Annotated in this window: 27 protein-coding genes and 1 pseudogene; 8 read left to right on the top strand and 20 right to left on the bottom strand. The window is 64.0% G+C overall.

The annotated features are described in order from the left end of the window. The first annotated feature begins 176 nt into the window (after window positions 1-176). On the top strand, window positions 177-905 hold the full coding sequence (locus ACYVN4_RS23960) for a patatin-like phospholipase family protein (RefSeq protein WP_460724232.1): 729 nt from the start codon (window positions 177-179) through the stop codon (window positions 903-905). 7 nt (window positions 906-912) lie between these two features. On the opposite strand, the gene ACYVN4_RS23955 is transcribed toward ACYVN4_RS23960, so the two are convergent. Next, window positions 913-1,509 carry a TetR/AcrR family transcriptional regulator gene (locus ACYVN4_RS23955; RefSeq protein ID WP_460724231.1) on the bottom strand — a complete coding sequence of 199 codons (597 nt, stop codon included), beginning with the start codon at window positions 1,507-1,509 and terminating at the stop codon, window positions 913-915. A 279-nt stretch (window positions 1,510-1,788) separates the two neighbouring features. Beyond that, the gene (locus ACYVN4_RS23950) at window positions 1,789-3,360 is read right to left on the bottom strand and encodes an FAD-dependent monooxygenase (protein WP_460724230.1); all 1,572 of its coding nucleotides are present in this window, start codon (window positions 3,358-3,360) and stop codon (window positions 1,789-1,791) included. A gap of 80 nt (window positions 3,361-3,440) precedes the next feature. Between ACYVN4_RS23950 and ACYVN4_RS23945 the strand changes: the two genes are divergently transcribed. Further along, on the top strand, window positions 3,441-4,064 hold the full coding sequence (locus ACYVN4_RS23945) for a TetR/AcrR family transcriptional regulator (RefSeq protein ID WP_460724229.1): 624 nt from the start codon (window positions 3,441-3,443) through the stop codon (window positions 4,062-4,064). Window positions 4,065-4,168: 104 nt separating this feature from the next. Then, a pseudogene (locus tag ACYVN4_RS23940) lies at window positions 4,169-4,513 on the top strand (MerR family transcriptional regulator); the annotation flags it as partial. A gap of 46 nt (window positions 4,514-4,559) precedes the next feature. Here the strand turns inward: ACYVN4_RS23940 and ACYVN4_RS23935 are convergent. Then, window positions 4,560-5,321 (bottom strand): GNAT family N-acetyltransferase, encoded by a 762-nt coding sequence (locus ACYVN4_RS23935; RefSeq protein WP_460724228.1) that lies wholly within the window; start codon window positions 5,319-5,321, stop codon window positions 4,560-4,562. A 103-nt stretch (window positions 5,322-5,424) separates the two neighbouring features. Between ACYVN4_RS23935 and ACYVN4_RS23930 the strand changes: the two genes are divergently transcribed. The 3 genes from ACYVN4_RS23930 to ACYVN4_RS23920 all read left to right on the top strand — a co-directional run bounded on the left by ACYVN4_RS23930 (window position 5,425) and on the right by ACYVN4_RS23920 (window position 7,421). Beyond that, on the top strand, window positions 5,425-5,880 hold the full coding sequence (locus ACYVN4_RS23930) for a YybH family protein (protein ID WP_460724227.1): 456 nt from the start codon (window positions 5,425-5,427) through the stop codon (window positions 5,878-5,880). A gap of 328 nt (window positions 5,881-6,208) precedes the next feature. Next, complete coding sequence (locus ACYVN4_RS23925) at window positions 6,209-6,733, top strand: hypothetical protein (protein WP_460724226.1); 525 nt, start codon at window positions 6,209-6,211, stop codon at window positions 6,731-6,733. Between the two features lie 151 nt (window positions 6,734-6,884). Continuing rightward, window positions 6,885-7,421 carry a GNAT family N-acetyltransferase gene (locus ACYVN4_RS23920; protein WP_460724225.1) on the top strand — a complete coding sequence of 179 codons (537 nt, stop codon included), beginning with the start codon at window positions 6,885-6,887 and terminating at the stop codon, window positions 7,419-7,421. Window positions 7,422-7,722: 301 nt separating this feature from the next. Here the strand turns inward: ACYVN4_RS23920 and ACYVN4_RS23915 are convergent, their stop codons facing one another. The 15 genes from ACYVN4_RS23915 to ACYVN4_RS23845 all read right to left on the bottom strand — a co-directional run bounded on the left by ACYVN4_RS23915 (window position 7,723) and on the right by ACYVN4_RS23845 (window position 22,746). Continuing rightward, a complete protein-coding gene (locus ACYVN4_RS23915) occupies window positions 7,723-8,538 on the bottom strand; it encodes a PfkB family carbohydrate kinase (protein WP_460724665.1) in 816 nt (271 codons plus the stop codon). Beyond that, window positions 8,522-9,526 (bottom strand): thymidylate synthase, encoded by a 1,005-nt coding sequence (locus ACYVN4_RS23910; RefSeq protein WP_460724224.1) that lies wholly within the window; start codon window positions 9,524-9,526, stop codon window positions 8,522-8,524. Before ACYVN4_RS23910 ends, ACYVN4_RS23915 begins: the two co-directional genes overlap by 17 nt. Next, on the bottom strand, window positions 9,523-10,458 hold the full coding sequence (locus tag ACYVN4_RS23905; protein WP_460724223.1) for a phosphotransferase family protein: 936 nt from the start codon (window positions 10,456-10,458) through the stop codon (window positions 9,523-9,525). Before ACYVN4_RS23905 ends, ACYVN4_RS23910 begins: the two co-directional genes overlap by 4 nt. Continuing rightward, window positions 10,455-10,958, bottom strand: a complete 504-nt coding sequence (locus tag ACYVN4_RS23900; protein WP_460724222.1) for a nucleoside 2-deoxyribosyltransferase — start codon at window positions 10,956-10,958, stop codon at window positions 10,455-10,457. The genes ACYVN4_RS23905 and ACYVN4_RS23900 overlap by 4 nt, the downstream gene beginning before the upstream one ends. Further along, entirely contained in the window at window positions 10,955-11,827 is an 873-nt protein-coding gene (locus ACYVN4_RS23895) for a deoxycytidylate deaminase (protein ID WP_460724221.1), read from the bottom strand. Before ACYVN4_RS23895 ends, ACYVN4_RS23900 begins: the two co-directional genes overlap by 4 nt. Then, on the bottom strand, window positions 11,824-13,386 hold the full coding sequence (locus tag ACYVN4_RS23890) for an HAD-IA family hydrolase (RefSeq protein WP_460724220.1): 1,563 nt from the start codon (window positions 13,384-13,386) through the stop codon (window positions 11,824-11,826). The genes ACYVN4_RS23895 and ACYVN4_RS23890 overlap by 4 nt, the downstream gene beginning before the upstream one ends. Then, window positions 13,383-14,096 carry a TenA family protein gene (locus tag ACYVN4_RS23885; protein WP_460724219.1) on the bottom strand — a complete coding sequence of 238 codons (714 nt, stop codon included), beginning with the start codon at window positions 14,094-14,096 and terminating at the stop codon, window positions 13,383-13,385. Before ACYVN4_RS23885 ends, ACYVN4_RS23890 begins: the two co-directional genes overlap by 4 nt. Before the next feature lies 1 nt (window position 14,097). After that, window positions 14,098-15,033, bottom strand: coding sequence for a cupin-like domain-containing protein (locus tag ACYVN4_RS23880; protein ID WP_460724218.1), 936 nt, complete (start codon window positions 15,031-15,033; stop codon window positions 14,098-14,100). 46 nt (window positions 15,034-15,079) lie between these two features. Further along, window positions 15,080-16,969, bottom strand: a complete 1,890-nt coding sequence (gene asnB / locus ACYVN4_RS23875) for an asparagine synthase (glutamine-hydrolyzing) (RefSeq protein ID WP_460724217.1) — start codon at window positions 16,967-16,969, stop codon at window positions 15,080-15,082. Window positions 16,970-16,981: 12 nt separating this feature from the next. Continuing rightward, window positions 16,982-17,980: an aspartate/ornithine carbamoyltransferase family protein gene (locus ACYVN4_RS23870; protein ID WP_460724216.1), complete on the bottom strand. Its 999-nt coding sequence runs from the start codon at window positions 17,978-17,980 to the stop codon at window positions 16,982-16,984. A 104-nt stretch (window positions 17,981-18,084) separates the two neighbouring features. After that, entirely contained in the window at window positions 18,085-18,486 is a 402-nt protein-coding gene (locus ACYVN4_RS23865; protein WP_460724215.1) for a VOC family protein, read from the bottom strand. 27 nt (window positions 18,487-18,513) lie between these two features. Beyond that, on the bottom strand, window positions 18,514-19,806 hold the full coding sequence (locus tag ACYVN4_RS23860) for an MFS transporter (RefSeq protein ID WP_460724214.1): 1,293 nt from the start codon (window positions 19,804-19,806) through the stop codon (window positions 18,514-18,516). Continuing rightward, window positions 19,731-20,780, bottom strand: a complete 1,050-nt coding sequence (locus ACYVN4_RS23855; RefSeq protein WP_460724213.1) for a thioesterase domain-containing protein — start codon at window positions 20,778-20,780, stop codon at window positions 19,731-19,733. The genes ACYVN4_RS23860 and ACYVN4_RS23855 overlap by 76 nt, the downstream gene beginning before the upstream one ends. Next, a complete protein-coding gene (locus tag ACYVN4_RS23850) occupies window positions 20,777-21,562 on the bottom strand; it encodes a phosphosulfolactate synthase (RefSeq protein ID WP_460724212.1) in 786 nt (261 codons plus the stop codon). The genes ACYVN4_RS23855 and ACYVN4_RS23850 overlap by 4 nt, the downstream gene beginning before the upstream one ends. Next, a complete protein-coding gene (locus tag ACYVN4_RS23845) occupies window positions 21,562-22,746 on the bottom strand; it encodes an AMP-binding protein (protein WP_460724211.1) in 1,185 nt (394 codons plus the stop codon). Before ACYVN4_RS23845 ends, ACYVN4_RS23850 begins: the two co-directional genes overlap by 1 nt. Window positions 22,747-23,124: 378 nt before the next feature. Between ACYVN4_RS23845 and ACYVN4_RS23840 the strand changes: the two genes are divergently transcribed. Further along, the gene (locus ACYVN4_RS23840; RefSeq protein WP_460724210.1) at window positions 23,125-24,000 is read left to right on the top strand and encodes an inositol monophosphatase family protein; all 876 of its coding nucleotides are present in this window, start codon (window positions 23,125-23,127) and stop codon (window positions 23,998-24,000) included. A 44-nt stretch (window positions 24,001-24,044) separates the two neighbouring features. On the opposite strand, the gene ACYVN4_RS23835 is transcribed toward ACYVN4_RS23840, so the two are convergent. Beyond that, window positions 24,045-24,668: a DedA family protein gene (locus ACYVN4_RS23835; protein WP_460724209.1), complete on the bottom strand. Its 624-nt coding sequence runs from the start codon at window positions 24,666-24,668 to the stop codon at window positions 24,045-24,047. 115 nt (window positions 24,669-24,783) lie between these two features. Here ACYVN4_RS23835 and ACYVN4_RS23830 point away from each other — a divergent pair, with 115 nt between their 5' ends. Beyond that, the gene (locus ACYVN4_RS23830; protein WP_460724208.1) at window positions 24,784-25,032 is read left to right on the top strand and encodes a hypothetical protein; all 249 of its coding nucleotides are present in this window, start codon (window positions 24,784-24,786) and stop codon (window positions 25,030-25,032) included. Between the two features lie 16 nt (window positions 25,033-25,048). Here the strand turns inward: ACYVN4_RS23830 and ACYVN4_RS23825 are convergent, their stop codons facing one another. Continuing rightward, window positions 25,049-25,468: an RskA family anti-sigma factor gene (locus ACYVN4_RS23825; protein ID WP_460724207.1), complete on the bottom strand. Its 420-nt coding sequence runs from the start codon at window positions 25,466-25,468 to the stop codon at window positions 25,049-25,051. Between the last annotated feature and the right edge of the window lie 117 nt (window positions 25,469-25,585).

Genomic DNA, 25,585 nt, shown 5'->3' with positions numbered 1-25,585 from the left:
GCTTTGCCGTTTCCGCCGTGGCCGGTGTAGTGCCGCGATGCAACGCTCACGCCCTCCGAATGTCCCAATTGCGCACTTGCCCGCCGCTTGTCGGCGGGATTGCTTTGCGCTTGTGGCCAACCAGCGTGAATTACTTGGATGAGTAATCTTTTACTCAACGAGGTAAGCTCGCCGTCATGACTACACCGCCCACCACCTGCCGCACCGCCCTCGTTCTGGGCGGCGGTGGCAGCGTCGGATTGCTGTGGATGACCGGGCTGGTCATCGGATTCGCCGACGCGGGAATCGATCTGGCGCGCGCTGACCGGATCGTCGGCACCTCGTCCGGCGCGATCGTCGGATCCGTCATCGCGGGGCGTCTCGACCCGGCACGGCTCATCACCCCGCCCGCCGCGGCGTCCGAACCTGGCGATCCCCGCAGCCCCGAGGTGCGAATCCCCCAGTTGCGCAACCTCATCGGCCTGAGCGCTTGGCCCGCGGCCGAGCTGCTCATCACCACCATCGACGCCGATACCGACGTGCGGCGGGTCTGGCGCGCGGGCGGCCCGGCCTCGCCCGCCGAAGCCGTGGCGGCCAGCAGCGCGGCGCCGAGCGTGTTCGCGCCGGTCCCGATCGACGGCGCCCGCTACGTCGACGGCGGCCTGCGCTCGACCATCAATGCCGACCTGGCAGCGGGCGCGGAGCGGATCCTCATCATCGAACCGCTCGCACACCTGTACCCGCACGCTCCGGCCGACAGCGAATTGGGTGGCGCCACCGCACTCTTCATCAGGCCCGACGCCGCCGCGGCGATCGGCCCGGACCTGTTCGACCCCGCCGACTTCGAATCCGCGTTCCGGGCCGGGCTGCGGCAGGCCGCCGACCACGCCCCTGCGGTGCGGCAAATGTGGCCGGCAGCCCTCTAGGCGGCGCTCAGCCCGCCGCCACGATGGCCCGCCGGAACAAGTCGACCAGCTCGGCCGCGTACCCGTCGAGATCGGTCGATATACCGGTGGCGTAACGGATTCCGGCAGCATCGATGGCGGCACGGAGGGTAACCGCCATGATCTGGGCGTCGAAGGCGATGAACTCCCCCGCGGCCTGACCCGCCCGGAGTCCGGCTTCCAGTTTCTCCACCGCGTCGGCCTGATACCGCTGGATCGGTAGTGGTTTCCCGGCCGCGGTGCCGGCATTGTTGAAGATCCCGATCAAGGCCCGCACCTGCTCGGGCCGGTCGCGGTGATAGTTCAGATTGGCGGTGATGTACGCCGAGAGCTGTTGCCATCGACCGGAATCGGCCACCGCGATGCGCGGACTCATGTATTCCTCGGCCGCACTCACGATATGGTCGGCCGCCGCCAGCATCAGATCGTTCTTGTCCTCGAAGTGATAGGAGATCAGCCGCGTACTGCTGAGTTCGGCCCGCGTCGCGATCTTGGCGAACGACGTCCCCGCGTACCCGAACTCGGCGAGGGTGTCGATGGCCGCCGCCACGATCTGCGCACGCCTCGCCAAGTTCGTTACCGACATGAGTAAAGGTTTACTCGCATAGGGCAAGCCCCGGCAAACCGCCCTTCGAGGCAACTGATCGGGCCCGCACCGTCGAGGCCCGGTCACGCGGGTCTGCGAAGCCTACGACGCGTTTGCTGCGAAGGTTCGGGGACGAAAGCCCACACGGCGGCCGCGGCGATGAGAAGTCCGCCAGCGAGCAAGAGTCCGCAGTGGTAGGACAGTCGTTGTGCCAGTGCGCCGATTGTGAGGGGGCCGAGGACGACTCCGCGGTGCGGTATTTCGCCGCGGGCTGAACACTTATCGCGGGTTGTTCACCGACAATGCCGGTATCGACCGCAGCAATGCGCTCACGCTGTTCCCCAGATTCGAATCCGTGCCGGTCACGCGGTCGGCGAGGTAGCCGTCGGGCCGGATGAGTATCAGTTCTCCGGGCTCGGGCACATAGAATTGCTCGAATTCGCCTTCCCCGTCGAAGATTCCGTCGTCGGGGGTGCTGGTGATCCGGTACACGTGCAGCTCGTCGGATTCCAGGCTCTCGATGAGATCCTTTGCGCTGCCGTCGATGTCGAAGGCGAGCAGGGTCCACTGCGGACCGCGGGTCAGGTCGAACAGGCCGAGCGTGCCGTCGGGGCCGCGCAACCCGGTGGCGTTGGGGGCGCGGTCACCGGCGACCGGATACGCGGCACCGTGGGCGGCGGCGCGATCGCCGTAGTGGATGCCGAGCCCGGTGGTCAGTGCGCTGTCGGCGAGCTTGGATAGTGCGTCGGCCGCCTGCCCGATATCGCCGTTCGCGCCGCCGGTGACGCTGTCCAACCGTCGCGTGCTGAGTTCCAAGACGGTCCGGGCGACCGGGATACGTTCGGCGGCATAGCTGTCCAGCAGGTCCGGGGCCGCGCCCGCGATCACCGCGCCCAGCTTCCAGCCGAGGTTGTAGGCGTCCTGGATGCCGGTGTTCATGCCCTGTCCGCCGCCGGGCGAATGCACGTGCGCGGCGTCACCGGCCAGCAGTACCCGGCCACGGCGGTAGTCGTCGACCATGCGGATGTTCACCCGGTAGATCGAGAGCCAGCTCGCGCTCGTGAGGGTGATGCCGGCATTGCGGTCGTCGAGTAGGCGCTGGTACAGCTCGAGCGACGGCTCGGCCGGGTCCGCATCGTCGGGGATGCGGTTCTGGAGCTGCCAGATATCGGCGGTGGGCAGGGGTGTGAGGATCAGCATGCCGGAGGCCGAGGTGAAGACGTGTATGCGGTCGCGGGGCAGTCCGGCGACGGTGACATCGCCCAGATACCAGCGCTCGGTGTCGCGGGTCTCGCCGTTCAGTGGAAGATCGATCAGGTGGCGGACGGTACTCTTGCCGCCGTCCGCGCCCACGGCATAGCGTGCCTCGACCGTGCGCTCCCCCGCCGCGGTTCGCACGACCACGGCGACGTGGTCCGAATCCTGTTTCAGAGCAATCGCTTCCGCGCCGTATTCGATCGCGCCGCCCAGCTGGTACAGCCGTTCGCGCAGTGCGTGCTCGACATCGAATTGCCCGATCCAGAGCATGTTGGGGTAGGGCGTGTGGAAGTAAGTCGCGGCCGGGACGGTAGCCGGCGGGTGATCGACGGTGACGCCGGACGGATCATGGAAACGCATCGGCAGCTCCGCGATCCCCTGTCGCACGATGTAGTCCACGGCACCGAGATCGTCGAGCACCTCGAGCGAACGTGGCTGGATCCCTTTGGCTTTGGAGGCGCGGCTGGGTGCGTCCACGCGTTCGACGACGTAACAGGCCACGCCGCGGCGGGCAAGGTCGCAGGCGAGAGTGAGACCCACCGGGCCGGCGCCGATGACGAGGACTTCGGTCCGAATCGTGTTGTGCGCGTTCATGACTTCCTCCACGGGTAGCCTTTAGATGCACATCCGCATCTTATGCAATCGAGAGTACTGCGGCCTGATAAGATGCACAAGTGCATCCTAATGAGGTTCAACCGGCCCAACGCCGCCGTGGCGCGGCCCTGGAGGAAGCGCTGCTCGACGCCGCCTGGGCCGTGCTGCGCGAGCACGGCTACGCCGGGTTCACCCTCGAAGCCGTCGCCGTCCGCGCCGGGACCAGCCGCCCGGTACTGGCCCGGCGCTGGGCGGGTCGCCACGAGATGCTGCACGCCACCATCGCTCACGCCGGCCGGATGCGACCGGTCACGACCCCGCACACCGGAACCCTGCGCGGAGACCTCATCGCCCTGCTGCGCGAACTCAACGACTCCCGCCTCGATCTCGCGACCGTCATGGGCGTACAGCTGGGCGGCTACTACCAGGAAACCGGCGAAACCCTCGCAGACCTGCGCGAGGTATCACTGAGCGGGCAGCCGCGGACCATACTCGACGAGATCCTGGCGGCGGCAGCCGAACGCGGCGAGATCGACCCTGCCAAGCTCACCCCGCGGCTGCGCGCGCTGCCCGTCGATCTCCTGCGTCACCACATCTTCATGACAATGCAGCCGATGACCAACGCGGATATCGAAGAGATCGTCGACTGCATCTTCCTGCCGCTCGTCCGGCCGATCAGAACACCGGATACCGATCAACCCTGAAGCGCCCCAAGGTATTACCGAGAGCGCTTTCCCTGCGGACGAGTTGAGGATAAAGGAGCGCCGGGTCCTCGCCGAGGCGCGCCTTCCAGGCCACGGTCTGCGCACGTGCGAGTGTCAGTGTGCGAGCCCTGCGGTACTACGAGGAACAGGAACTACTCATCCCCGAGCGCACCGCCTCCGGCCAGCGCGTCTACACCGAGGAAGCGGTCGAGCGGGTACGCATCTTCCAGCTGTTCTACGCGGCCGGACTCAACAGCCGCACCATCGCAAAGCTGCTGCCCTGCATGGACACCGGCCGCACCACACCCATCCAACGCGACGAACTACTCGCCGAGCGCGGCCGCCTCGCGGGCCACATCATCACCCTGACCAACGCCCTGCACCGCCTCGACGACCTGATCACCGCCGCCGACCAACGCACCGAAGACAAGCTGTCGCCACCGGGCTGACCTGATCGTCTCGAATCGGTCGCCAAGACAGCACCAATCGAGCGATTCAGTGCCGAGCGTCGAGCTCGCCGCTGGTCATCTGATGCGTGGTCGTGTAGCCCAAACGCAGGTAGAGCCGACGCGCAGATTCGTTGGGGTGCCAGTGATGCAATGCGCAGAGTCGGTCGCCCGCCGAGAGCGAGCGACGCGTCAGTCGGGCACCGATCGCCGCGCCGATGCCCCGACCGCGTGCGGACGGCAGGGTCGCGATGGAGCCCAGCCAGCCCACACCGCCAGCGCGCCTGCAGTACGCCCCGCACCCGACAAGGGCACCCGCAGAGTCACGGACAACGGCCCAGACCTCGATCCCCGCGTCCCCGGGATGCAGCGAGTGCGTCGGGTTCGCGAGTGCCAGCAGATCACGGATTTCGTCGTCCGCCAATGCATTCGGCGCTATCTCGACAACGCACTCTTCACCGGGCATGAAGGGCGGGGCCCCCAGAGTACGGGCCCGCACCATTTGATCCCACTCCTCGAGGCAGGTCACACGAAGATCACTCAGATCCGTGCCCCTCGGAACCGATATTCCTTGCGGCACAGCGGGAATGTCCGCCAGGACATGCCGAAGCAACTTTGATGCTTCAGGCCCGATCACCGTCAGCCAATCGACGAGACCCGGACCCCGATCAGATCCGCCGAAAGCGGCAGTGCCATCGGCCCCGACCCAGGCGGCGACATCCCCGTCTGGCTCGACGCTCGACAACAGCAGATGATCCGCGGTCGCTGCCATCGACAGACCCGCCAGGGATTCCAGACGCCGCACCCACATCGCTTCAGTGTTGCGCTGACCGTCAGAACACGCGCGCCAACAGGGCTGTCACAGCTCAACCCCGTCACACACTCCGAGACACCTAGTGATTTGCTCCCTTGACATGCGCAGCTCGTCCCTGTTGGCCGGCAGCGATTTCCGCGCGCGCGGCGGCGACGAGGACAAGGAAGCCATCATCGCCATCGTTCGTGAGATGGCGGAGTCGATGACCGGTGCGCAGAGCACCCGCCACTGGGCTGAGGATGTGCTGTGGTTCGACATTCCCCCGTTCGCGTCGCGGGGTGTCGCCCCGGCACGAAAGCTGTTCGACGACACCTTCGCCCAGTTCGAATCCTGCACCGTCGACATCCTCGAACTGGACGCCACGGTCAGCGGGGACATGGGCATCGTGGCCACCGTGCAGAGCACCAACATCGTGCTGAAAAGCGGTGCGGCCAAGCATGTCATGGCCCGCCAGACCGACTGCTTCCAACGGCGCGACAACGGCTGGGAGCTGATCCATCAGCACGCGTCGGTCCCGGCCGGCGGTCAATGGGACGGCAAGATCACGACGGCCTAGACAACCATGACCTACCAACTCGACCCGGAACTCGCACCGGCCATGGCCGCGCAAGCCGCCGAAACCACACCTGCTGCACGCGGAGACTGGCAGGCGGTGCGGACGGCAGCGTCAGCCGGTCTGGCCTACCTGGCCAGTCTGACTCCGCGCTCGCCCGGGGTGAGGACAACGTCGTTCCACACCGCGACCAGCGACGGTCGAGCCGAAACAAGACGCTCGACCATCTCGTCCACGCAACATGATTCGCCACCGCCGGTTGATCTTTCACCGCTCCGCATTGGCCCCGTAGTTGCCGATACAGTTGGGTGACGCGAAAGATGGGGCTGGCATGGCGATCTGCTTCGAACTGGTAGTGAACTTCGGCGACAATATCGACGCAGCACGTTCGGCAGTCCTGGCTGGCTCTGGAACCTGGGGGACGAGTCCGCTCAGGGTGGGGGATCACCAGATCCCTGTGCATGCACCGTTACTGCGTACCGACGGACCCTTCATCGAGTTGTCGATCTTGCCGGTGGCAGTCGGCTTCGGTGTTGCACTGGATGGCACAATCCCCCGATTCGCTCTTACCGCAGCGGAACTGACCACCCTAGGTAACCACCTCTACGAAATGCTCGCTACATTCGACGGATACGTCGCCGCGATGGTCGGCTGGGATCCGGAGTGGATGATCGATCCCGACGAACTCGAAAGGGAGTGGTTCGATAAACCGGGCGAGGCATCCCCTCATGGCCTTGTCCTCTCCGAGGCCTTGCACGCTGAGCTCGGTTCGGGAGATGACTCCGTGGTCTTCCAGCCCGGATACCGATGGGTACCGTATCGCGGTGAATCACCCAGCACCCTGACAGCCGACTGACGAATCGATCTGTACCGGCAATCACTGTCATCCGCACGAGCGGACGTACTGCGCTACAACAGGTTCCAACCGCCGAGACTTCACGCCGGCCGGTTCGGGTAAGCGCAGGAAGCGGCAATGCAGTGCGATCGCCCATGAGAGAGTTGCTGTCATGCCAGCTGGAGTGACACCGGGCCGCGAGGTTGTCCTGGAGACGGGTCGCCTGCTGCTCAGGCCTTGGCGGGTAGCCGAGGCTGTTGTCCTGCGCGAGCTGTGGACCGAGCGCGATCCACGGGTGCCGCCGCATCGTCGAATCGACGCGGATGGACACCCCACACTCGCAGAACTCGAGGATTCGATCCGTACCGACCAGCCATCGTCTACTGGCTTGCTGGCGGTCCAGCGCAAGGTCGACCGCGACGTTATCGGCTACTGCGGACTGGTCGACACTGGACGAGGAATGGAGGGGGAACCGGAGTTGGCGTTCGAGTTGCTTCGCCGAGTCTGGTGTCAGGGCTACGCCACCGAAGCCTCGCTGGCGGTGCTGGACTGGGCGAGAACCTCCGGGTTCGAACGTCTGTGGGCCACGGTGTGGGACTGGAACATCGCTTCTCGCCGTGTGCTGGCGAAGGTCGGGTTCACCGAGACCGAGCGGACGGAACTGGACGCGGTCCACGGGACCACCCTGTTCACCACGAGACAGCTCTGACGACGGGCAGGCGCGGGATCGGGCGAGAATCCTGCTCCCGTTTTGCCTCCCACTTCGAGCACGATCACGCGGGAATCACCGGGATACGACGGGAGCCGCCGGGCGCCAACTTCTTGCGAAACGCACTTGCCCATACGCTGATCTGCGAGTCGTCGGACGCTGGCGATTCGAGCCATTTGTGCTGTCTCAGTTCGCTTGTGAGCCACTTCGACAGCGTGACGCACAAGCGGTAGCACCGATCCGCAGGGCCGCCGAACAATGATCTGGGTGCCGATGCGTGCGCCGAATCGGGCGTCTTTCATCAGGAAAGCCTCCGCGAGGCGAGGTTCAGGGCATCGACAGGATGGACACCTTGCCCGACCGACCGCAGACCGTCACGCACGGCGGCGGCCGTGTGCGCGGTCGCCGTTTCGGCGGCCGTACGAACGTCCATGCCTAGAGCCAGGAAGCCGGTGATGAGCGCTGAATGTGTACAGCCAGCCCCGTGTTCAGCGCCTGTCCAGTGTCCCGGCCGCGACACTTCGTGCGACGACTCGGTGTCCGCGTACCATTCGCCACCCGCGGGGCCGCCGCAGGTGACAATCACAGCCGAGACACCTGATGCGACAAGTTGCTCGGCCGCTTGCCGGGGTGTCGCATCGATTGAACCGATGAGTAGGCGGGCTTCCTCGAGGTTTGGAGTAACGATGGTGGCCAGCGGCAGCAGGCGGCGGCGGAGCGCGGATATTGCTCGGCGGTCGCCCAGGCTCGCACCCGCGGCGGTCACCATGACCGGATCCACGACGACCGGAACTGATCTGCCCTTCAGCCAGTCGGCTATGGCCGTGATGTGGTCCGCGCTCCAAGTGGTACCGATCTTGATTGCGTCGATGTCGATATCGGCGCAGACCGTATCCAATTGGGCGAGCATCATCGGCACGGATATTGTGAATCGGTCCGATACGCCGCATGTGTTCTGTGCCGTGACACCGACGATGGCCGTCGCTGTGTAGCACCCGATGGATGCCATCGCCTTGATGTCGCCTTGAATCCCAGCGCCACCGCTGGAATCTGAGGACCCAATCGTCAGGCCGACCGGTATTCGTGGGGTCGGCGCGGAATCAGCGCAATGCGGCATAACCTGCCCGCCAGCAGTTCTCGAGTAGGCGGCGATACAGCGGGTCGAGCTCATCGAGCAGCTCTGTGTCGATCGCCCCATTATGTCGGCGACAGGCATACAGCGCGAAGAGGATTACGATCTGCATCCAATAATGCGGCAGTCCCAAGGACCCGATATCGCTGCGCCGCAGTCGGATTCGGTTCGAGCGGAGCAGGCCCTCCAGCTCGAGGACCGCACGGATAGCCGGCCAGTTGTCTCCGGTCGGCATCGCAGGGAACGCTTCACCGTATGCCTTCGAATCACTGTGTGCCAGTACTTCATCCGCACGCAGGTCATCAACTGCATAGAGGTGATAGGAGCCCGCGACATGGGTATAGCCACCGAGCTCCAGGTCAAGTTGCCTGGCGAGAACCTCCTGCAGCAGCGTGAAGGAGAATACGTCACTGACCGTACCTCGGTAGGCGTCGTTGGCCCGCATGAAGGCGATTGAATGCAAACGGCCTTCGCGCACAAAGTATTGCAGCCCGATAGTGCACGCGACGTCGATATTGTCGGCGACCAGAAGCTCTTCTGGCGCGAAGATCTGAATCAGCGCACGCTTGGAATCCGGATCTGCCCGCAACGTGCTCACGACGCTCGACCATTGATCGAACCCTGCTGCGCCGGAATGGAAGATGCGCGGACCATATGCAGTGCCACGCAGTGTGCGCCCGTCGGCCGAGTACTGCCCGATAGACGGCGCGTAGTGTTCGATGAAGTCCAACGAGTTGGACCCGGACAGGTACCACAGTGCTTCGGCGAAGTTGAACACGATGTTCGTGCGGCGTTCCGGCACCCGAACGATACGTTCGCGCGGGTTCGCCAAACGATAAGTCACCCCGAGGATTTCGCGGCTGTGTTGTCCGCGCGGAGCGTTGCTGTACTCGGGTTCGTCGCGCACACGACGCAGATGACTGAGGTACGCCTGCTCGAAGGTGTCGAAAGTGAGTGGGGAGGGAGAGGTCATAGCAACAACCAGTCGGCGAGTCGGGAGCGATAGAACGGCACTAGGTCGGGTTGCCAACGGGCGAAGTAGCCGATCTGTGTCAGGGCGTAGAGTCCGTTGCCCAACTGAAGCCTGGCGGCGTCGGCCGGTTCGCTAGGAAAGTACTCGGAGTAGGCCTGAAGGAACGGCTCTTCGCTGCCGGGCCACCATTCGAAGACCAGCTCGGTCAGCTTGCCGAAGTCGGTGAATCTATCCCCGAATCGGGCGTGCTCGAAATCCAGCAGAACCGTCGGCTTCTCGTCGGTGACCAGCACGTTGTCCAGGTAGAGGTCGCCATGTAGTAGCGAAGGCCGTTCCGGCGGACCCGATGCTGCGACCACAACCGCGAAGGCGCGCTCGATATCGGAGGCAGCAGCAGGCAGCGCCCCCGCTGGGAGTGTGCGCAACGTGTCGCGTACTCGTTCTCGTACCACGTCGGCCCAGTCGACGGGTCCGTTCGGGTCCAGGACTGAGCCGATCGTGTCACGACGAATGGTGTGCAATCGACCGATCCAAGCACCGAGCTGGGCCGCGACCTCGGCGATGTTGCCCCGTCCTGCCCGCAGCGCTGTCGTCGCGTTTTCGCCCGGGGTCAGATGCTGAACCAGGACAGGTAGGCCGAATCGCGTGGTGGCGGCGAAGGCGTGATAGTGGACGGTCGGGATTCCGGCTTCAGATGCGATCCGAGTCGCCTCGACGGATGCGCGCAGATCCTCTGGGTCGGTGGTGCGGCCTGGGATGCGCACCAGGAGCGGACCAATGTCGCTGTCAGCGTGCCAGAGCCTGTTGCTGTAGCTGGTCGGCCCGGCGGAGATCTCGGTTACAGCAAGGTCCGGACAGATATCCCAGAGCGCCTCCCGCACTTCGGAATCGGTGATCGTGTGGATCGGCCGTGCGATCGCAGGGTTGTTCATGGGCCGACCAAATCGGAGAGTGCCTGTTCGAACGCGGCGGTGTCGAACTGTCCGCCAACGGTTTCCACAATGGCGGTGCGCGTGACGTGACGTAGTCCGTAGACCATCAGTGCGTACTCCTCTCCACGCTCGAGCAGCAGCAGGATCGGCTTGCCCAGCGCTGAGGCCCACCCGAGTTCGATATGGGTACCCAGTGAGGCCGGGGGCCCGGGAACGGCCACAAGCAGATCGGCTGTGGCGATCTCCTCATAATCGAGGCGAGTGAAATCATCAGGCTCGAGAAATGCTTCGCCCCAGTGCTCGCGCCTGTGGGCGTTGTACACCAGGCAGCCGCGACCTTCGAAATAGTCGATGAGCCATTCGAAACGCTCACGATCTTCGGCGCGCATGGCGCCGGTCACGGGATCGACCAGTTTGTAGAAGGGGCCCGCGACGAATACCGTGCGTACGCCGAGCAGGCTCGCCGTAGTGCTCGTTCGATCGGTATCGCTAGTACTCATGAGGTTCCACTCCTGGCTTGGCGGAAATTCCGCATCTGACGGATGAAGAGCAGCGGGTAGGCGCCGGGTGCCACGCCGAGGAACGGCGACAGCTCGAGCCGTCGCTCCTCGTGCGAACCGACGGTCACTGAATCACGGTGAAACAGAGGCGGATCCGGCAGTCGGGGACCGAAATACACCACCTGCTCGAGACCGGCGTAGACGAGATGACGCAGGCATTGGCGGCACGGCAGTGCCGTAACGTACAGGCTGTGGCCAGTCACGGCCATGCCGCTGCGCGCCGCGGACAGCAACGCGGCCATTTCGGCGTGCACCACGCGGCCGAGCGATTCGAAACTCTGTGCTGCGCTGCCACCGTGGCCAACACCGAACGATCCTTGATCGGTGTCGAACTCACGCAGAAGACTCTCTGCAATCTCGGCGGCCGATTGCGGGAGTGTGACGTGGAAGCGCGCCGTCAGGACCGACAGCAACGCAGTGACTGTTTCGCTCCGAGCCACAGTTGCCGGGTCGGAGCCCAACACGAAATCTCGTGCGTCGGCGGGGTCTCCGTCCCAGTATTGGCCACCGCCCCCGACCGGCACCTCGGCCGTGCCGAGCGCGACAATCTCGCCAGCACGGTCGACAAGCGCAGCACCGACTCCACCGCGGAGCGCGGCCGACCGCAAGGCGGCGCCGTACGCGGCGAACATGGCGTATTCGGCGCGGCTGGGTGTGACCCGTCGTCGCATCGACACTAGTTCGTCGAACCGTTCCAACCCCGTCCCGACCGCATCGGTGATGAACAGCGGCTCGTGCACAGAATCGATGGTGAATGCGGATTCGGTGGTGACCACCTGTAGTTCGTCGATGTCGGGGAACGCGCTCACAACGCCACCTGGTCGGTGTGTGCGATCGCTGGGATCGGCTCGACCTGTTCGAGGCCTGAAACTACGAGGTCGGCATGGGTGAAGTCGTTGTGCATCGTCACGCGATTAGGTACAGCCACGCACCGCAACCCGGCGTTGCAAGCCGCCTCGACGCCGCGCGCCGAATCCTCGAACGCAATCGCCCGATCGGCGGTCAGACCCAGGGCCGCAAGGGCTTTCAGGTAGCCGTCCGGTGCGGGTTTGGGAGCGTGTCCGGTGCCGGGAACGATCACATCGAACGCGTCGACACCGATCCCGAGTGCGGCGAGCTGGCGTCCGATCCATTTCATCGGGGAATTGCTGACCAGTCCAATCGTCAATCCCCGTACCCGACAACGGTTCAGGAAGTCCTGAGCACCAGGCAGCACCGTGAGCAACATGTCGCGGCGGACTCTGCGCTCCTGTTCCAACCCGGTGCGATCGACCGGCGTTCCGGCGAGCCGTTCGAGTTCATCCCAAGGTGAGAAGGGGTCGTTGCTGCCTGCTCGGCCTGCCCACTCCTCGATCGCAACGGTGCCACCGAATCTCGCGTACAGCTCGTTCCACGAACGCCAGCCGGCGTACTCGGTATCAATCAACAGGCCGTCGAAATCGACCAGCACAGCCTCGCATTCGAGAGGGATCGCAGTTGGACGCCGTGTCGGCATGATGACCGTGGTCACGATTCGGCGTGCTAGCTCGGAGTTGCGGTGCTGCTCGAACGCGTTCTCGAAGTACCAGCGCGAAACGAACAGATTGCGCCACAATGAGTACACCGGACCCAATGCCGCCACCCGCGCTCGCAACTGCTCGTCGGCGTTGTAGCCGTCGAGGACCACAGGCAGCTGGTCCGGGGCGAAGTGCGTCAAGACGACGAGATCCATTGCGGCATCGCCCCAGCCGACATCGCCGAAGTCGATGAGCACCACCCGTTCGCCGTGCACAAGCACGTGCCGGGCCTGCAGATCACCGTGTACCAGAACCGGATGTGCAGGACTCACCTGGGTGAGCCGCTGTGCCGCGTACCGCCGTACCGCGTCGGATTCGCTGTGACTCAGCAGTCCGCGGTCGACTGCGAAACGTGACTCCACCGCAATCCGATGATCGACGTAGTTCTCCCAATCGCCCACTCCCCCACCGAACATCGCCATGCCTGCAGGGATTGGAGTCTCGTGCAACGCACGTACCATCGCTCCTGCTGTACGCCAGGAACCGTGCCCGTCGGCCAGGGAGCTCGTGGCGGGGATCTCATCGAGGACCAAGATCCACGGATCGTGGCCTGCCTGCCGACCATGCCATCGCACACGAGGCACCTCGACACCCGAGGCTGCGGCCGCCCGCAGTCCGGCGGTCTCACGGTGATGTCGGATGGCATCGCAGTCGACTTTCACTATGGCACGATCGCCAGCCGGAAGGGTGGCGCGGAAGACTGCCCGATTGTCCCAATCAACGTGCGCCGGTGCGAGTTCTACACCCTCACCGAATACTGCCCGCAGACAACCCAACGCGGCGTCGGCCTGTCCCGACGGTGTTGGGCTCACAGCTCGATCCGCTGCGGTTCGAAGTCGGCGAGACCGACTTGCGGCCACGCCGGGCCGGGTTCGAGCGCATCGTCGAACACGGCGACCTGATGCTGTGTGCTGCGCACGAACAACCGGATCAAGTGATCACGACGACTCGGCTCACGTGCCAGCTCATCATCGATCAGGCCTTCGTGAGCATCGACGATGTGATACATCTGCTTGTCCGCGTAGATACGTGCCCAACGCCGATACGCTTCGGGGCCTTTGATGTCCACCGATTCGAAGCGCCGACCCACCACTCGAGTGAAGAACGTGCACGGCAGCAAGGCGGCGGCGGTGTCGGCCGCCGGGCCTTCGAGGGCGGCGCGAAGTATATGATTGGCGTAGCCCTCGCGCCGCGGTGATAGCGCCCAGCGATCGAATCGTGGATCCCGCACACCCAGCGATTCGAGGATCTCACGTTTGTTGGCAAGTTCGTTCGCCACGAAGACCTCGCTCAGCAACGTTGTCGCTGCCCTCGACCAGGTCGAACCGGTCGGCGCCTTCGACAAGGCAAGCGCGACAGTCTGGTGCAGATACGGGATGAAGGGGGCGTCCTCCAATTGGAACCGCACGAACTGATCGATCGGTAGCTCGCCGTTCTCCAGCGCCTCGAACCACGGATGATCGTGGTACCGATCCCACGCCGGGCCGGAGGCGGCGATGGCTTCGTCGAGAAATGATCCCATCTCAGGCTCCTGCTGCTCGTCGTTCGACGGCGTCGACCAGCTCCGTCGCGGTGACCTCCAGGTTCCGGACTCGCACAATCGCTTCGGCGAATTCTTGTTCGAGAGAGTCGAAATGTGCCCGGTTGCGTCGCAGGAACTGCACGATCGTGTCGACATCCACGACCGGTTGATTGGTCAGGTCACGCAGTGAGGATCGCTGGCTGAACTGGAACAGCGAGACGTCCGGTGACTGCGAGGTATCGAAGCGGATGGGCATCGAGATATTCCCATCGTCGAGGGTGACGACCTGGTGCATCCAGAACGGCGGAACGTACAGCACCTCGCCAGGAGCAAGTACGCCCTGGTAGACCTGTTCGAGTTCGTTCAGCACCGGGGCGTCCTCCGCCAGCACCGGGGCGTGGGACAGGTCGTAGCGCGATTCCGCCGGCCAATCGCGTTGCAACCGTGGCGCATCGAACGGATGCACCATCGTGTACCGCTTGTGGCCCGAGATCTGGAACAGGAGGCCATGCCACTGATCATTGTGAAAGGGGGTCGAATTGCCGCGCTGCCCCATCCAGATTCCCGTCCATGCAGGATTGAACTCCCTTCCAGTGTCCGGAATGTCGAAGTCCGACGAGAGTTCCTCGTACACAGCGGATCCTGGCTCGACGCGGAGGTAGTAGGACAGTTTCTCGTCGTGTCGCCGCACGTCGAAGATGTGGTCGATGACGGCTCCGAAGCTTGTCGTCACCTTCCTGTTGATCTGCTGCAGAACCGTTCCCTGCAGCGACTCGTCGGTGACGAACGCGGTGACTTCGTGGTGTCCAGCGCGTGTCACCAGATCCTCGGCGTTCCACTTGTCCACCGCCGCCCATTTATCGGCCACGCCCTCGATCACGACCGGCAGCCCTCCGTAGGCCGCCCAGTCACCCGCCTCAGGGCGCGCAGCGGGCAACCCCGAAATCCGTGGTGCGGGACGTACGGTCATCACTGGTCCTCCTTCATCGCGTATACAGGTCGTGCAGGATGTGCAGACCCAGTAGGTGGTTGTGGATCTTGTCGTGCTCGTTGGCACGTGCAGGTTCCAAGGGCACCTCGGTCAGGAACCTGATCGTGCGATCGGCATCACAGATGCCCACCTCCGCGATCCGATCCCGCGTCAGGTACTTCCCATCCAGCCGTGACAGCAGCTCAGTGCGCCCCGACGAGCGATGTGCGGGTGGCGCCATGAACGCGAACTTCCGACGCCGATAGAGGAATTCGGGCATCGCGTGGCGCAACGCCTCTCTCAGTACCCACTTCTCGACACCATCGCGAATGCGCAGTCCGGGTGGGACCCGGGCCGCGACCTCGGCGATCCGATGATCCAACAGGACCGGGCGGCATTCGATGGCGTGCGCCATATCCACCCGGTCGCCACCCCAATTGAGGATCTGCCCCTCGAGCATTGTCTTGATCCAGCTGTACTGGGCGCGATCGAGCCTGGCCCGGCCTTCGATGCGCGCCGGATCCAGTTGCTCGGCAACGGCTTCCAGCGGTTCGTAGCCGCCGAGGTCGGCCAGGAGTCCGTCTGCGAGCAACGGGCGCACGGTATTCCAAGTCGACACCCATGGCTGTACCCACCCGGGCGTGAATCCCATTCTGCGGTCGAAGGCCGGGTGTCGTTGTGGTCGGACAGCTACGGTGGCGCCGAGGACGAGAGAATCGGCCGGGTTGGTCAATCCGCCGACGTGATCGAGGGCGAAGGCCGGGTATCCGGCGAAGAGTTCGTCCGCACCCTCCCCCGACAGCACCGCCCGCAGGCCGTGTTCGCGCGCGGTAGCCGCGAGGTGCAACTTCGCTACGCCCAGAGTGTTGTAGAACGTCCGTTCGCTGTGCCACACCGCCTGCACGAAGGCCTCGCCGTACAACTCCTCATCCGCTACCCGCCGCACCGTCAGTTCCATGCCGTTGTAGGCGGCGACCTTCGAGGCGATGGCAGATTCGTCATAGGCGGGGTCTTCGAAACCTATCGTCAACGCCTCGATCGGACGTTGCGACAGCGCTGCGGCCACCCCGAGCAGCGCCCCACTGTCCATGCCGCCCGAAAGATAATGTCCGACAGCGACATCGGCGTCCAAACGCACCTCGACGGCATCGACGACCGCCTCACGCACCGCCTGAACGTGCGACTCGGCGTCGCCCTCGTCCCAGCCGCCGTCGGCAGGGAATTCCAGATCCCAATACTGGCGCGCACGGACCTGAAACCCGTTGGGTACACGGTCCACGGTGACCACATGTCCGGGCCGGATCGCCACGATCGATTCGAATGCCGTAGTGCCCGGGACCATGACTTGCGTCAGCTGGTTCACCGCAGCGGCCCGGTCGAGCCGCTGCGGAATCGCCGGATGAGCCAGCAGTGCTTTGGCTTCCGACGCCCATCCGAACAACGTGGCACCGCAGTGATAGAACAGCGGACGAACACCGAATCGGTCGCGCGCCAACACCAGACGATCGCGCTGAAGATCGACCAGGGCGATCGCGAACTCGCCGCGTAGATGCTCGACGAAATCGGTGCCGTAGCGCCGGTACAACGCGATCACCAGTTCACTGTCGGATTTAGTGGTGAATCGCTCGCCTTGTGCTGTCAATTCGGCGCGCAGCCGTCGGAAGCCGTAGAACTCACCGGTGACGGTCGCAATGATCGCGCCATCCGAGGAAACCAGCGGTTGTGCCGCTGTAGATCTCGGGTCATTGATGGCCAGCCGAACGTGCCCCATCGCCAGACCCGCATCGGGCTCGATCACCTGGCCTGGACCGTCCGGCCCACGATGGGCGAGGGTCGCGAGCATTCCTCGGAGAACGCGAAAAGTGTCGGAGCCCAGCCGATCACGAGTGAGATAGCCAGCCATCCCGCACATATGTCAGTCCTCCCCCGTGGTATCGAATTCCGGAGCGAAGCGGCCTGTGATCGCCAGCAGCAGCGCTTGCCGCACGGGCACCGCCCCTGCGGCCTGCCTGAAGTACAGGTTGTGCGCAGTGGAGTCCAGATCGGCGCCCAGCTCGCCACGACGTGCCAGCGGGTGCATAACCACTGCCGATGGCTTCAACGGCGTGTCGGCGTCAATGCGTACCGCAGGACCAAGGGGTTGATATCGGCCGCCAGCGGGTGCCAACGCGTTCTGATAGATCACGTCGGCCTCGCCTGCGATGGTGTGAAAGTCGCCGGTACAGCGGTATTCGATTCGTTGCCGGTTCAGCAGGTCGACCAGATCGGCGTCGAGTGGCTCGGGCTCGTCGGAAACCACGGTGACCGCCCGCAACGCCGTCGGGAAATGCACGGCGGCCGCTATCAGGAAGCTGCGCAGTGAACGCATTCGCCGGGGTGTACCGACGAGGCACAGTGAGATCTGATCCGCTTCGGACGGGTGCTCTTCGGCCAGTGCAGGTCGCCAATTCAGGAGCGTGTACCAATCCGCCATCGCCTGAGTCGGATGCTCATCGATCCCGTTGCCCCCGTTGATGACCGGAATCGATATCCCGCTTGCCCGAAGCTGATCGACGGCGTGTGTGTCGGGGTGGCGCAGCACCACGACATCTGCATAGCTGTCGAACATCACCCCGGTGTCGGACAACGACTCACCCTTGTCGATGCTGGTGGTGCGCATATCGGCAACGCTGATCACAGCGCCGCCAAGACGATGCGCGGCCGATTCGAACGACAGTCGTGTGCGTGTGCTGGGTTCGAAGAACGCGGTGATGACGATGATCCCTGCCAGTGACGGCGGCCTGGTGACAATCTTCTCCAGCCGGGCGGCGAGTGCGAACAGCGCCAGCATTTCTCGACGGGTGACATCCCGAATCGAGATCACCGAACGACCAACCAACCGGTGCAGCACCTCAGAGCCCGAGTCCTCGCTCACGGTCGGCGACGCCTGAAATCCTGGGTATGCACTCGCTGGGCTTCTCGATGAAACCTTCTGCGCTGGAGCGTTTTCAATGCCCCCCACCGCGCTCGATGCGGTGCTCAATACATCATCCGAGGGTCGAGGTAGTGCTTGAACTCGAGCAGGTTTCCGGTCGGATCCACGAGCACCACCGTGCTGTGTTCCTCTACCGTTCCTTCGAAGCGCAGCTGCGCCGGGCGAAATACAGCGAGCTTGCGGATCTCGACAAGCCGCAGCAGGTTGTCGAAATCTGTCCGATCGCGGAAGGTGATACCGAAGTGCCTGGGATACAAGGCGGGCTCGACGACAGGCTCCTCAGGTGAAAGATGGCACACCAGTTGGTCACCGAAGAAGTCGAACGTCAGGCGGTCGTCGTAGCGGCGGGCCAATGCGCACCCCAGCTGCCGACGGTAGAACTCCTCGGCGTCCGCCAGATTCCGGGCCGGGACGGCAATGTGAAATGCGTCTTGTGTGGATCGCATCGGAAGGCTCCTATCGGTCGATATCGGTCAGTCGGCGTGCAGTGCGGCGGGACTGCTGGCCGCGGCGCCGAGGCGCCGCCCCAGCCAACGCAGCAATGTCAGCGCCGTGACAGAGGTGAGCAGCAAGATCAGCCAGGGCAGGGCGGCTATCGGCTCGATCAGTCCGCCGAGCAATGGGGCGCTGATCTGCGCTGCGGTGAACGAGTACTGCAGGAGAGCGAGCTGCCGCGCGCGCTGATCGACGGGCACCGCGGCCTCGGCCATCGCGGTAAGGCGCGCTGTGCACAACAGCGATCCGACCGACAACATCACGGTGGCCACCGGAATCCACACCGGCAGTAGAGTTCCAGGCAGCCAGGGCGCTACGAGCAGGCTCGTGCACCAGATCATGGCACCCCCGATACCGACTGCGATGGACCGTGTACGGCTCCAGGAATCGGTGAGACGAATCAGCAATGGCCCGGCCACACTGGACGTCACCGCGGATACGGCCAGGCTCACACCGACCACGATCGGCGGGGTGCGCAGTACATCGGTGGCGAAGACGGGAAACCCTACGAGCAGGAAGTCCACCGGCAGGGCGACGAGCGCGCACAGCGCCAGCACCGCAACGAATTCGCGCGACGACGCTGTCAGCCCCCGACCCCGATCGGTCCGAGTTTCGATCGCATGATGCGGGTGCACGAACCTAGCCAGGATGGCACCGGCAATCAGGAAAGTGACGACGTCGAACGTGGCCAGCACGCGCAGATCGATCACCGTGTGCAGAGACAGCGCTGCACCCGCAACAACGGTTCCCACTCCGAAGGCACCCGCTCGCACCATCGCGACGAACGCGTACGCGCGATCCTTCGGCCCCCGTGGCGCGGTGTCTGCGATCAAGCCGAGCAGCGCACTGTAAAAGGTCTGGATCCCGGTTGCCATCAGGAACGCCGCCAGCGCCGCGCCTGCGATCCCGGTCGACAGAAGATAGATCGTCAACCCGGCGGCTTGAATCAACTGTGCGGCAATCACCACTTGCCGTGCGCCGACAGTGCCGATCACCCGCATGACAACGGCGGGAGCGAACACACTCAGGATGGTCGCTGCGGCCAGAACGGTCGCCGCAGCACCGAGTGTCAGCCCAGACTCCCGGGTCAGGTACACCAAGGTCAGCGGCAGGAACAGACCGGAGCCGAAGTTGTCGATCGCCAGGCCCGCCAGCAAAGCACGCTGCGAGACGGTCAGTGTCGCCGAACCGCCGCTCATAACAACACGTTCCAATCTGCCGACGCGGCGAGACGCCGGATGAGGGTCGCGATGGCTGCCGCCAACCGCCATTGGGAACCGCTGTCGAAAATGCTGTAATGGTCGCCGGCCAGCGCGATCAGCTCGGCATCGTCGGTGTCGCGCCACGTCGGCGGCCCGCTTTGCGAGGCAACTATGAAACCTGTTGCGCCACTGTAAGGCTCAAACTGGTGGTCAGCGAGCAACCGCAGGTGCGTCGCCATCACTTCCCCCCACATCGCGAGATCAGCCGTGGACCAATCAGGTGCGCCGGGACCGGACGCTCGTACGGCTTCGGCCAGCGCCTCAACGGTGAGCGCGTCGTCGTGGATGGCGGACAACTCAGCAGCGAGGCCCAATGATCCACCGAGCAGCCGCAGGGCCTCGGTTCGAAATAGACTGCTGGACAGGCCAATGCGATTCAATCGAACGTCGATCAGGATCAGAAGCAGCGGTGGCTTCCCGAGAGCGTCCAGTCGCCGCGCCACGGCGTTGGCAAGAACTCCACCGAACGAGTATCCGAGCAGTATCCCCGCGCTTTCCTGCTCGGCAATCCACCGGCGAGCGTACTGATCAGCGAGAGCTTCCAGCGTCTCACAGGCGTGGACACCACCCAGCAGCCCGGCCGATTGGAACGCATACATTCGCGCGGCGGGAAAGTTCTCGGCGAGGCTCTGGTAACGCACCGCCGTGCCGGTGAGGGAATGTAGGCACACCAGCGGAGTTCCAGCAATACCGGCATTGATCAGCACTAGCGGATCCGGCAGCTTGTCGACCGGAGTGGCGCAGACGTGCGCACTCAAAGCGGCCAGTGTCGGATGGGACCTCAGGGCATCCAATCCGATTGCGCGCCCGCAGGTCTCACGAATCTTGCCCAGAAATGAGATAGCGCTCAGCGAGGTACCGCCGAGAGCAAAGAAATCGGCGTCCGTCCGAGTCAGATCGTCACCGAACATCTCACGCCACAGGCCTGCGAGTTGCAGTGCGACGGCTGCCGACGGACCGGAAACCGCGATGTCAGCGGTCACAAGCCCGGCCCGTCCGGGTCGGCGAAAAGTGTCTCCGAGCGCAGTCCGAGTCGCAGGGTTTCCAGCGCGATCACGTCCAGGAAGCCGATGTTGCCGAGGTTCACCTCGGCGCCGATACGGTTTACGAAGTATGCCTGCAATATCTTGGTCGGGCTTTCGAAAATAATTGTGCCCATCGCGATTTCGGACTGCAGAATGTCCTCGATGAGGCCGAATCGCAGCTCACCATCCGGCCTGCAGATACCGCTGGATCCCGATTCTCTGGCCTCGAGCTGGACGTAGACCGCCCCCGCATCGATATCCGATCGGATCGCCTCGATCCACTGGCTCGGCGAAAACAACTCGGATCGCGGCTGGTCTTTATATCCAACCTCCGCGATCACTGTGAAGTCCGAAGCCGCACGTTCGATGAACTTCGCTTTCGCACCCGAATCGAGAGTGATCGTCCCGTTGGATATTTCGACGAGCCGACAGCCCAAGTCTGCACACAAGGAAAGATATTCATCGAAGCGGTCCTGGCTCACATATTTTTCGAAGAGCGTCCCACCCAACATGAAATCCACACCGCATCGCTCAGCAATCTGCAGTTTTCGCCGGAAATCAGGAGACGCGAGCGAAGTTCCCCAGCCAAATTTGACCGTGTCGATCAATTCTCCATAGCTGGTCAGCACATCCTCGAATAGTCCATGAGGAAGACCGCTGTCGATTGCGATCGTCAGCCCGCCAGTACGTGGCTTACTTTGGCGAGCGGGCAATTGCAATGTTGTGTCAATAAATGCCATCAGCGAAGCAGCCCTTCCAGGAGTCTGGCTTTCTGAATCTTGCCGAGGCGATTTCGCGGCAACTCGCCCACGACGTAAATATCGGCGGGACGCTTGTACGGAGATAGCAACTCGGCTAAATGCCGATCCAGTTCTCCGGCGACCACGCGTTCGGTGGTTACCACCCACGCGGTCACCCGTTGACCCAAATGGTCGTCGTCGACGCCGAGCACCGCTGCTTCCGTAACGGCGGGATGGGTGAGCAGAGCATCCTCCACCTCGCCCGCACCGACTCGATAGCCGGCGGTTTTGATCAGGTCGGTGACCCGTCTGCCGGCCAACTGCAACGAACCGTGTTCCCAGCGCGCCAGATCTCCGGTCTCGAACCAGCCATCCTCATCCAGCACAGAGTCACGCCCCAGATAGCCATCGAAAAGGTTGGGCCCACGTACTGCCACCTCACCGATCCCGCCCGACAGCCCGACGTCACGCAACTGCACCTCAACACCGGGTAGTGGCCCTCCGAGGAGACCGGGACCACGCGGCTCGTCGATCCTCGGGGTGGTATTGACCAGCGTTTCGGTCAGCGCGTAGCGGTCGATGATCCGATGCCCCGATATGGCGGCGATACGCTCGTACACCGCGGTACGCAGCGGCGCGGCGCCGCTAGCGAGCAACCTGGCGGAGCGCAGCTCCTGCAGCTGATACTCCCCCAACAGCGCCCACAGCGCGGGGACTCCGAAATACATCGACGCCCCGGGCACCGGTCGCAACGTTCCGGGCGTGTACTCCAGTGCCGAACCCAGGCGGAGCGGTCCGAAGACTCCGAAAACAAGGCCGTGCACGTGCGTGAGCGGGAGCCCGTGCGCCAACGTGTCCGACTCGTCCCAGTGCCACGCAGTCGACAGCGCATCGAGATCGAAAGCGATCGCCTTCCTTGACAGTACGACGCCCTTGGGCGCTCCCGTCGAACCCGAGGTATATAAGATCAACGCCGCCGTATCGTCAGCGGGGGCGCTCGGCAGGGCGCCCCGCGCACTCGTATCAACTTCGGTAATCACAATGTCCGGTTGAGAATCGCGAAGAATATGCTGCCGTTCTGATGCAGCCAACGTCGCCGCCAAAGGAATTGCAGCAGCACCGGCCAATATTACTCCAGCGATTCCTATTATCGCCGATATCGGATCGGCAGTATCGACCGCCACGCGACGAGCTCCGCTCACTCTGGCCGCAACAGCGCCGACGCTTCCGGCCAACTCATCGCCTGCCACCGAAGACCCATCGACCGAGATTCTTGCGCGACCGTCAGCAAGCGCTGGAAAGATGGTACGAGAAGCACTCGAAGTACCAGGAATTCCCACGATTCATCCCCCAATCCCCTCCGCCGGAAAGCCTTATCAGGCCTCGAACACCAGGAATTCTCACCATCGAAATGCCCGTTCCGCGATCGTTAAAATATCCCTGAGTCCAAGGTTGAAACCACACTCACGACGTGCTAAGTGCACGGTCCAACACATTCGGGTAGCAGTGCGCAAGTCAATGTGATAAACAGAGAGTTCGCACTTCGGGGGTGGGACGCAGACATGACTCATACAGCTCTTGACGAACTACTTCTCATTGCATGCGAAGTGCTCGATGCAGTAACACCCCGGTTCATCGAAGGCCTCGGTTCCCCTGCCGCGATCCATAAGTCCCGATCCGATTTCGCGACGCTTCCCGATCTGGAACTGGAGCGGGAGGTGTCCGCCCAACTTCACCTGAAGACAGGAATTCGCGTGCATGGCGAGGAGTTCGGCGGACCGGCGATCACCACGGGAACGGTCTGGATCCTCGACCCTATCGACGGAACGTTCAATTACTCAGCCGGATCCCCCATGTCCGCCATCCTGCTTGCACTCCTCCAAGACTCGGAACCCGTGCTTGGCCTGACCTGGTTGCCCCTTCTCGGACATCGGTACACCGCCGTGGCAGGTGGGCCGCTCAACTTCAACGGAAAGCCGCTGGCGTCAATGCCACCAAAACGGTTGACCGACACCATGATCGGGTTCAGCACGTTCAATCTACCGGCGCGAGCCCCACTGCCGGACTCCTTCCCGTACGACTTCGTAGCGGCGTGCGGCCGACGACAAATTCGGCTACGGATGCACGGCTCTACAGGGCTCGACCTCGCCTTAACCGCATCCGGCGTGCTGGGTGGCGCTGTCGCACTGGGAAATCAGCCATGGGACAACGCCGCAGGGGTCGCTCAGCTCCGCTCCGCAGGAGCAGTCGTCACCGACATCGCTGGTCAGCCTTGGAGACTCACGTCCGATTCGATACTCGCAGGCGCGACCGGCGTACACGACCAGTTGCTCGACATCATTCAGGGTCTAATCCAAACGACGGCAGTGGAGCCGCGACCACCACCGCTTCGACCCGCAGACACCGGCCGAGGAAACAATGATGTTTCGTCTGAATGACTCACTGGCGCCGTCGATTCCAGGAATACCTCACCTTGAGACAGCTATTTCGATTCCTCGTGAACGGCGGCGCCGACACGGTGACGTCGGCGCACCACCACGACGACCGCGACGGCGATGGCGAGCACGACCAGACCGGCGATTACGTAGCTGGGACCGCGCAGGGTGTTTTCGAGGTGGTGCCAGTTGGCGCCTACGGCGTAGCCGGCGGCGGCGAGGGCTGCCGTCCAGGGGAGACAGCCGGCGAGGGTGTAGAGGCCGAATCGGAGGGCGGGCATTCCGGCGATGCCTGCGGGCAGGGAGATGAAGGTGCGGATGCCGGGCAGTAGGCGGGCCCAGAAGACCGAGGATGCGCCGCGCCGGACGAACCAGTCTTGGGCTCGGTCGATGTCGTCGGCGCGCAGGAAAATGTAGCGGCCCCAACGATGCAGCAGGGGGCGGCCGCCGTAGCGGCCCGCGAGCCAGGCCAGGTAGCTGCCGAGTACGTTGCCTACGGTTCCGGCGGCGATCACCGCGAGCAGATTCGGGTGCGGGCCGGTGACCGCGCCCGCGGCCATGGCTCCGCCCAACAGCATGGTGATCTCGGACGGAATGGGGATGCAGGCCGATTCGGCGGCCATCAGCATCAGGATCGCGGTGAGGCCGTAGGTGAGGATCAAATGCTGCACGGCACCGCCTCATCCGGCGCCAGAAGGTTCGATTGCACCCGATCACCGTGACAAAGAACCGCTGAGAGCACGCTGAGACCGCATCCCGAATCCCGCGCGGGTTACCGTCGCAGCTGTGATCGACGATGCCACCCTCCGGGCGATGAGTGCCGAGCAGCGACTGGATCTGCGCCGCCGCATTGCCGCGATCGACGGGATCGAGTCCGGAATTACGGTGGGCCGCAGGCGCTTCCGCTTCGGTCTGCTGGTCTACACCGTGCTGCCGTTCGCCATGGGCGGCTGGATCGCGCTGCTGGCCACCACCCTGCACGGCCTGCCCCTCATGGTCGAGATCGCGGACCCGGCGGTGCACCGGCAACGGTGAGTTTCACCGAAGCAGGTCACGAACCCCACGTGGGCGCGGCCGAGATTGCGGCGGGAGCGACGGTGCCGTCGTAGGCCAGGTACACGCCGGTGCTCAGCATGATCAAGACCATGGCAATGGCGCACAACCAGCCCAGCGGCGCCGCGCCGTCCGAGGGCTCGCCGCGGACTGTCGTGCGTTCGGCCTCGTGGCGATCGATCGCGCGCAGCACGCGATCCTCCAAAGCCGGTGGCGGAGGGCAGGAGTCGGAGTGGCCGACCATGGCGAGGGCCAGCCGGACCCGCGTGACGATGGTGTCGAACGCCGCGGCGGTGACCTCGTCGATCTGCTCTCGCCGCCGCTCGATGATGGTGCGCTCCAAATCGGTGACGGCATCCATCGCGTAGAGATAGGCGAGCTCGAGCAAATCTGCGTTCGACGGCTCGTCGGCGGTCATCGTCGGTCACTTCCTGTCCAGCAGGGCGTAGGCGAGGGCGGCTTGTCACGCGGAACACGGTCGGACTGCCCAGACAATACAAGACCGATGCGCCGGATCCGCGGACTTCTCCGCGCG

This window comes from Nocardia heshunensis (assembly GCF_054782115.1).
This window is presented reverse-complemented; position numbering and strand designations above follow the sequence as displayed.

Coding starts and splice junctions, on each gene's coding strand:
- ACYVN4_RS23960 (WP_460724232.1), top strand. CDS start 177: ATGACTACACCGCCCACCACCTGCCGCACCGCCCTCGTTCTGGGCGGC.
- ACYVN4_RS23955 (WP_460724231.1), bottom strand. CDS start 1,509: ATGTCGGTAACGAACTTGGCGAGGCGTGCGCAGATCGTGGCGGCGGCC.
- ACYVN4_RS23950 (WP_460724230.1), bottom strand. CDS start 3,360: ATGAACGCGCACAACACGATTCGGACCGAAGTCCTCGTCATCGGCGCC.
- ACYVN4_RS23935 (WP_460724228.1), bottom strand. CDS start 5,321: ATGTGGGTGCGGCGTCTGGAATCCCTGGCGGGTCTGTCGATGGCAGCG.
- ACYVN4_RS23930 (WP_460724227.1), top strand. CDS start 5,425: ATGCGCAGCTCGTCCCTGTTGGCCGGCAGCGATTTCCGCGCGCGCGGC.
- ACYVN4_RS23925 (WP_460724226.1), top strand. CDS start 6,209: ATGGCGATCTGCTTCGAACTGGTAGTGAACTTCGGCGACAATATCGAC.
- ACYVN4_RS23920 (WP_460724225.1), top strand. CDS start 6,885: ATGCCAGCTGGAGTGACACCGGGCCGCGAGGTTGTCCTGGAGACGGGT.
- ACYVN4_RS23915 (WP_460724665.1), bottom strand. CDS start 8,538: ATGCCGCATTGCGCTGATTCCGCGCCGACCCCACGAATACCGGTCGGC.
- ACYVN4_RS23910 (WP_460724224.1), bottom strand. CDS start 9,526: ATGACCTCTCCCTCCCCACTCACTTTCGACACCTTCGAGCAGGCGTAC.
- ACYVN4_RS23905 (WP_460724223.1), bottom strand. CDS start 10,458: ATGAACAACCCTGCGATCGCACGGCCGATCCACACGATCACCGATTCC.
- ACYVN4_RS23900 (WP_460724222.1), bottom strand. CDS start 10,958: ATGAGTACTAGCGATACCGATCGAACGAGCACTACGGCGAGCCTGCTC.
- ACYVN4_RS23885 (WP_460724219.1), bottom strand. CDS start 14,096: ATGGGATCATTTCTCGACGAAGCCATCGCCGCCTCCGGCCCGGCGTGG.
- asnB (WP_460724217.1), bottom strand. CDS start 16,969: ATGGCTGGCTATCTCACTCGTGATCGGCTGGGCTCCGACACTTTTCGC.
- ACYVN4_RS23865 (WP_460724215.1), bottom strand. CDS start 18,486: ATGCGATCCACACAAGACGCATTTCACATTGCCGTCCCGGCCCGGAAT.
- ACYVN4_RS23860 (WP_460724214.1), bottom strand. CDS start 19,806: ATGGCGGTTGGCGGCAGCCATCGCGACCCTCATCCGGCGTCTCGCCGC.
- ACYVN4_RS23850 (WP_460724212.1), bottom strand. CDS start 21,562: ATGGCATTTATTGACACAACATTGCAATTGCCCGCTCGCCAAAGTAAG.
- ACYVN4_RS23840 (WP_460724210.1), top strand. CDS start 23,125: ATGACTCATACAGCTCTTGACGAACTACTTCTCATTGCATGCGAAGTG.
- ACYVN4_RS23825 (WP_460724207.1), bottom strand. CDS start 25,468: ATGACCGCCGACGAGCCGTCGAACGCAGATTTGCTCGAGCTCGCCTAT.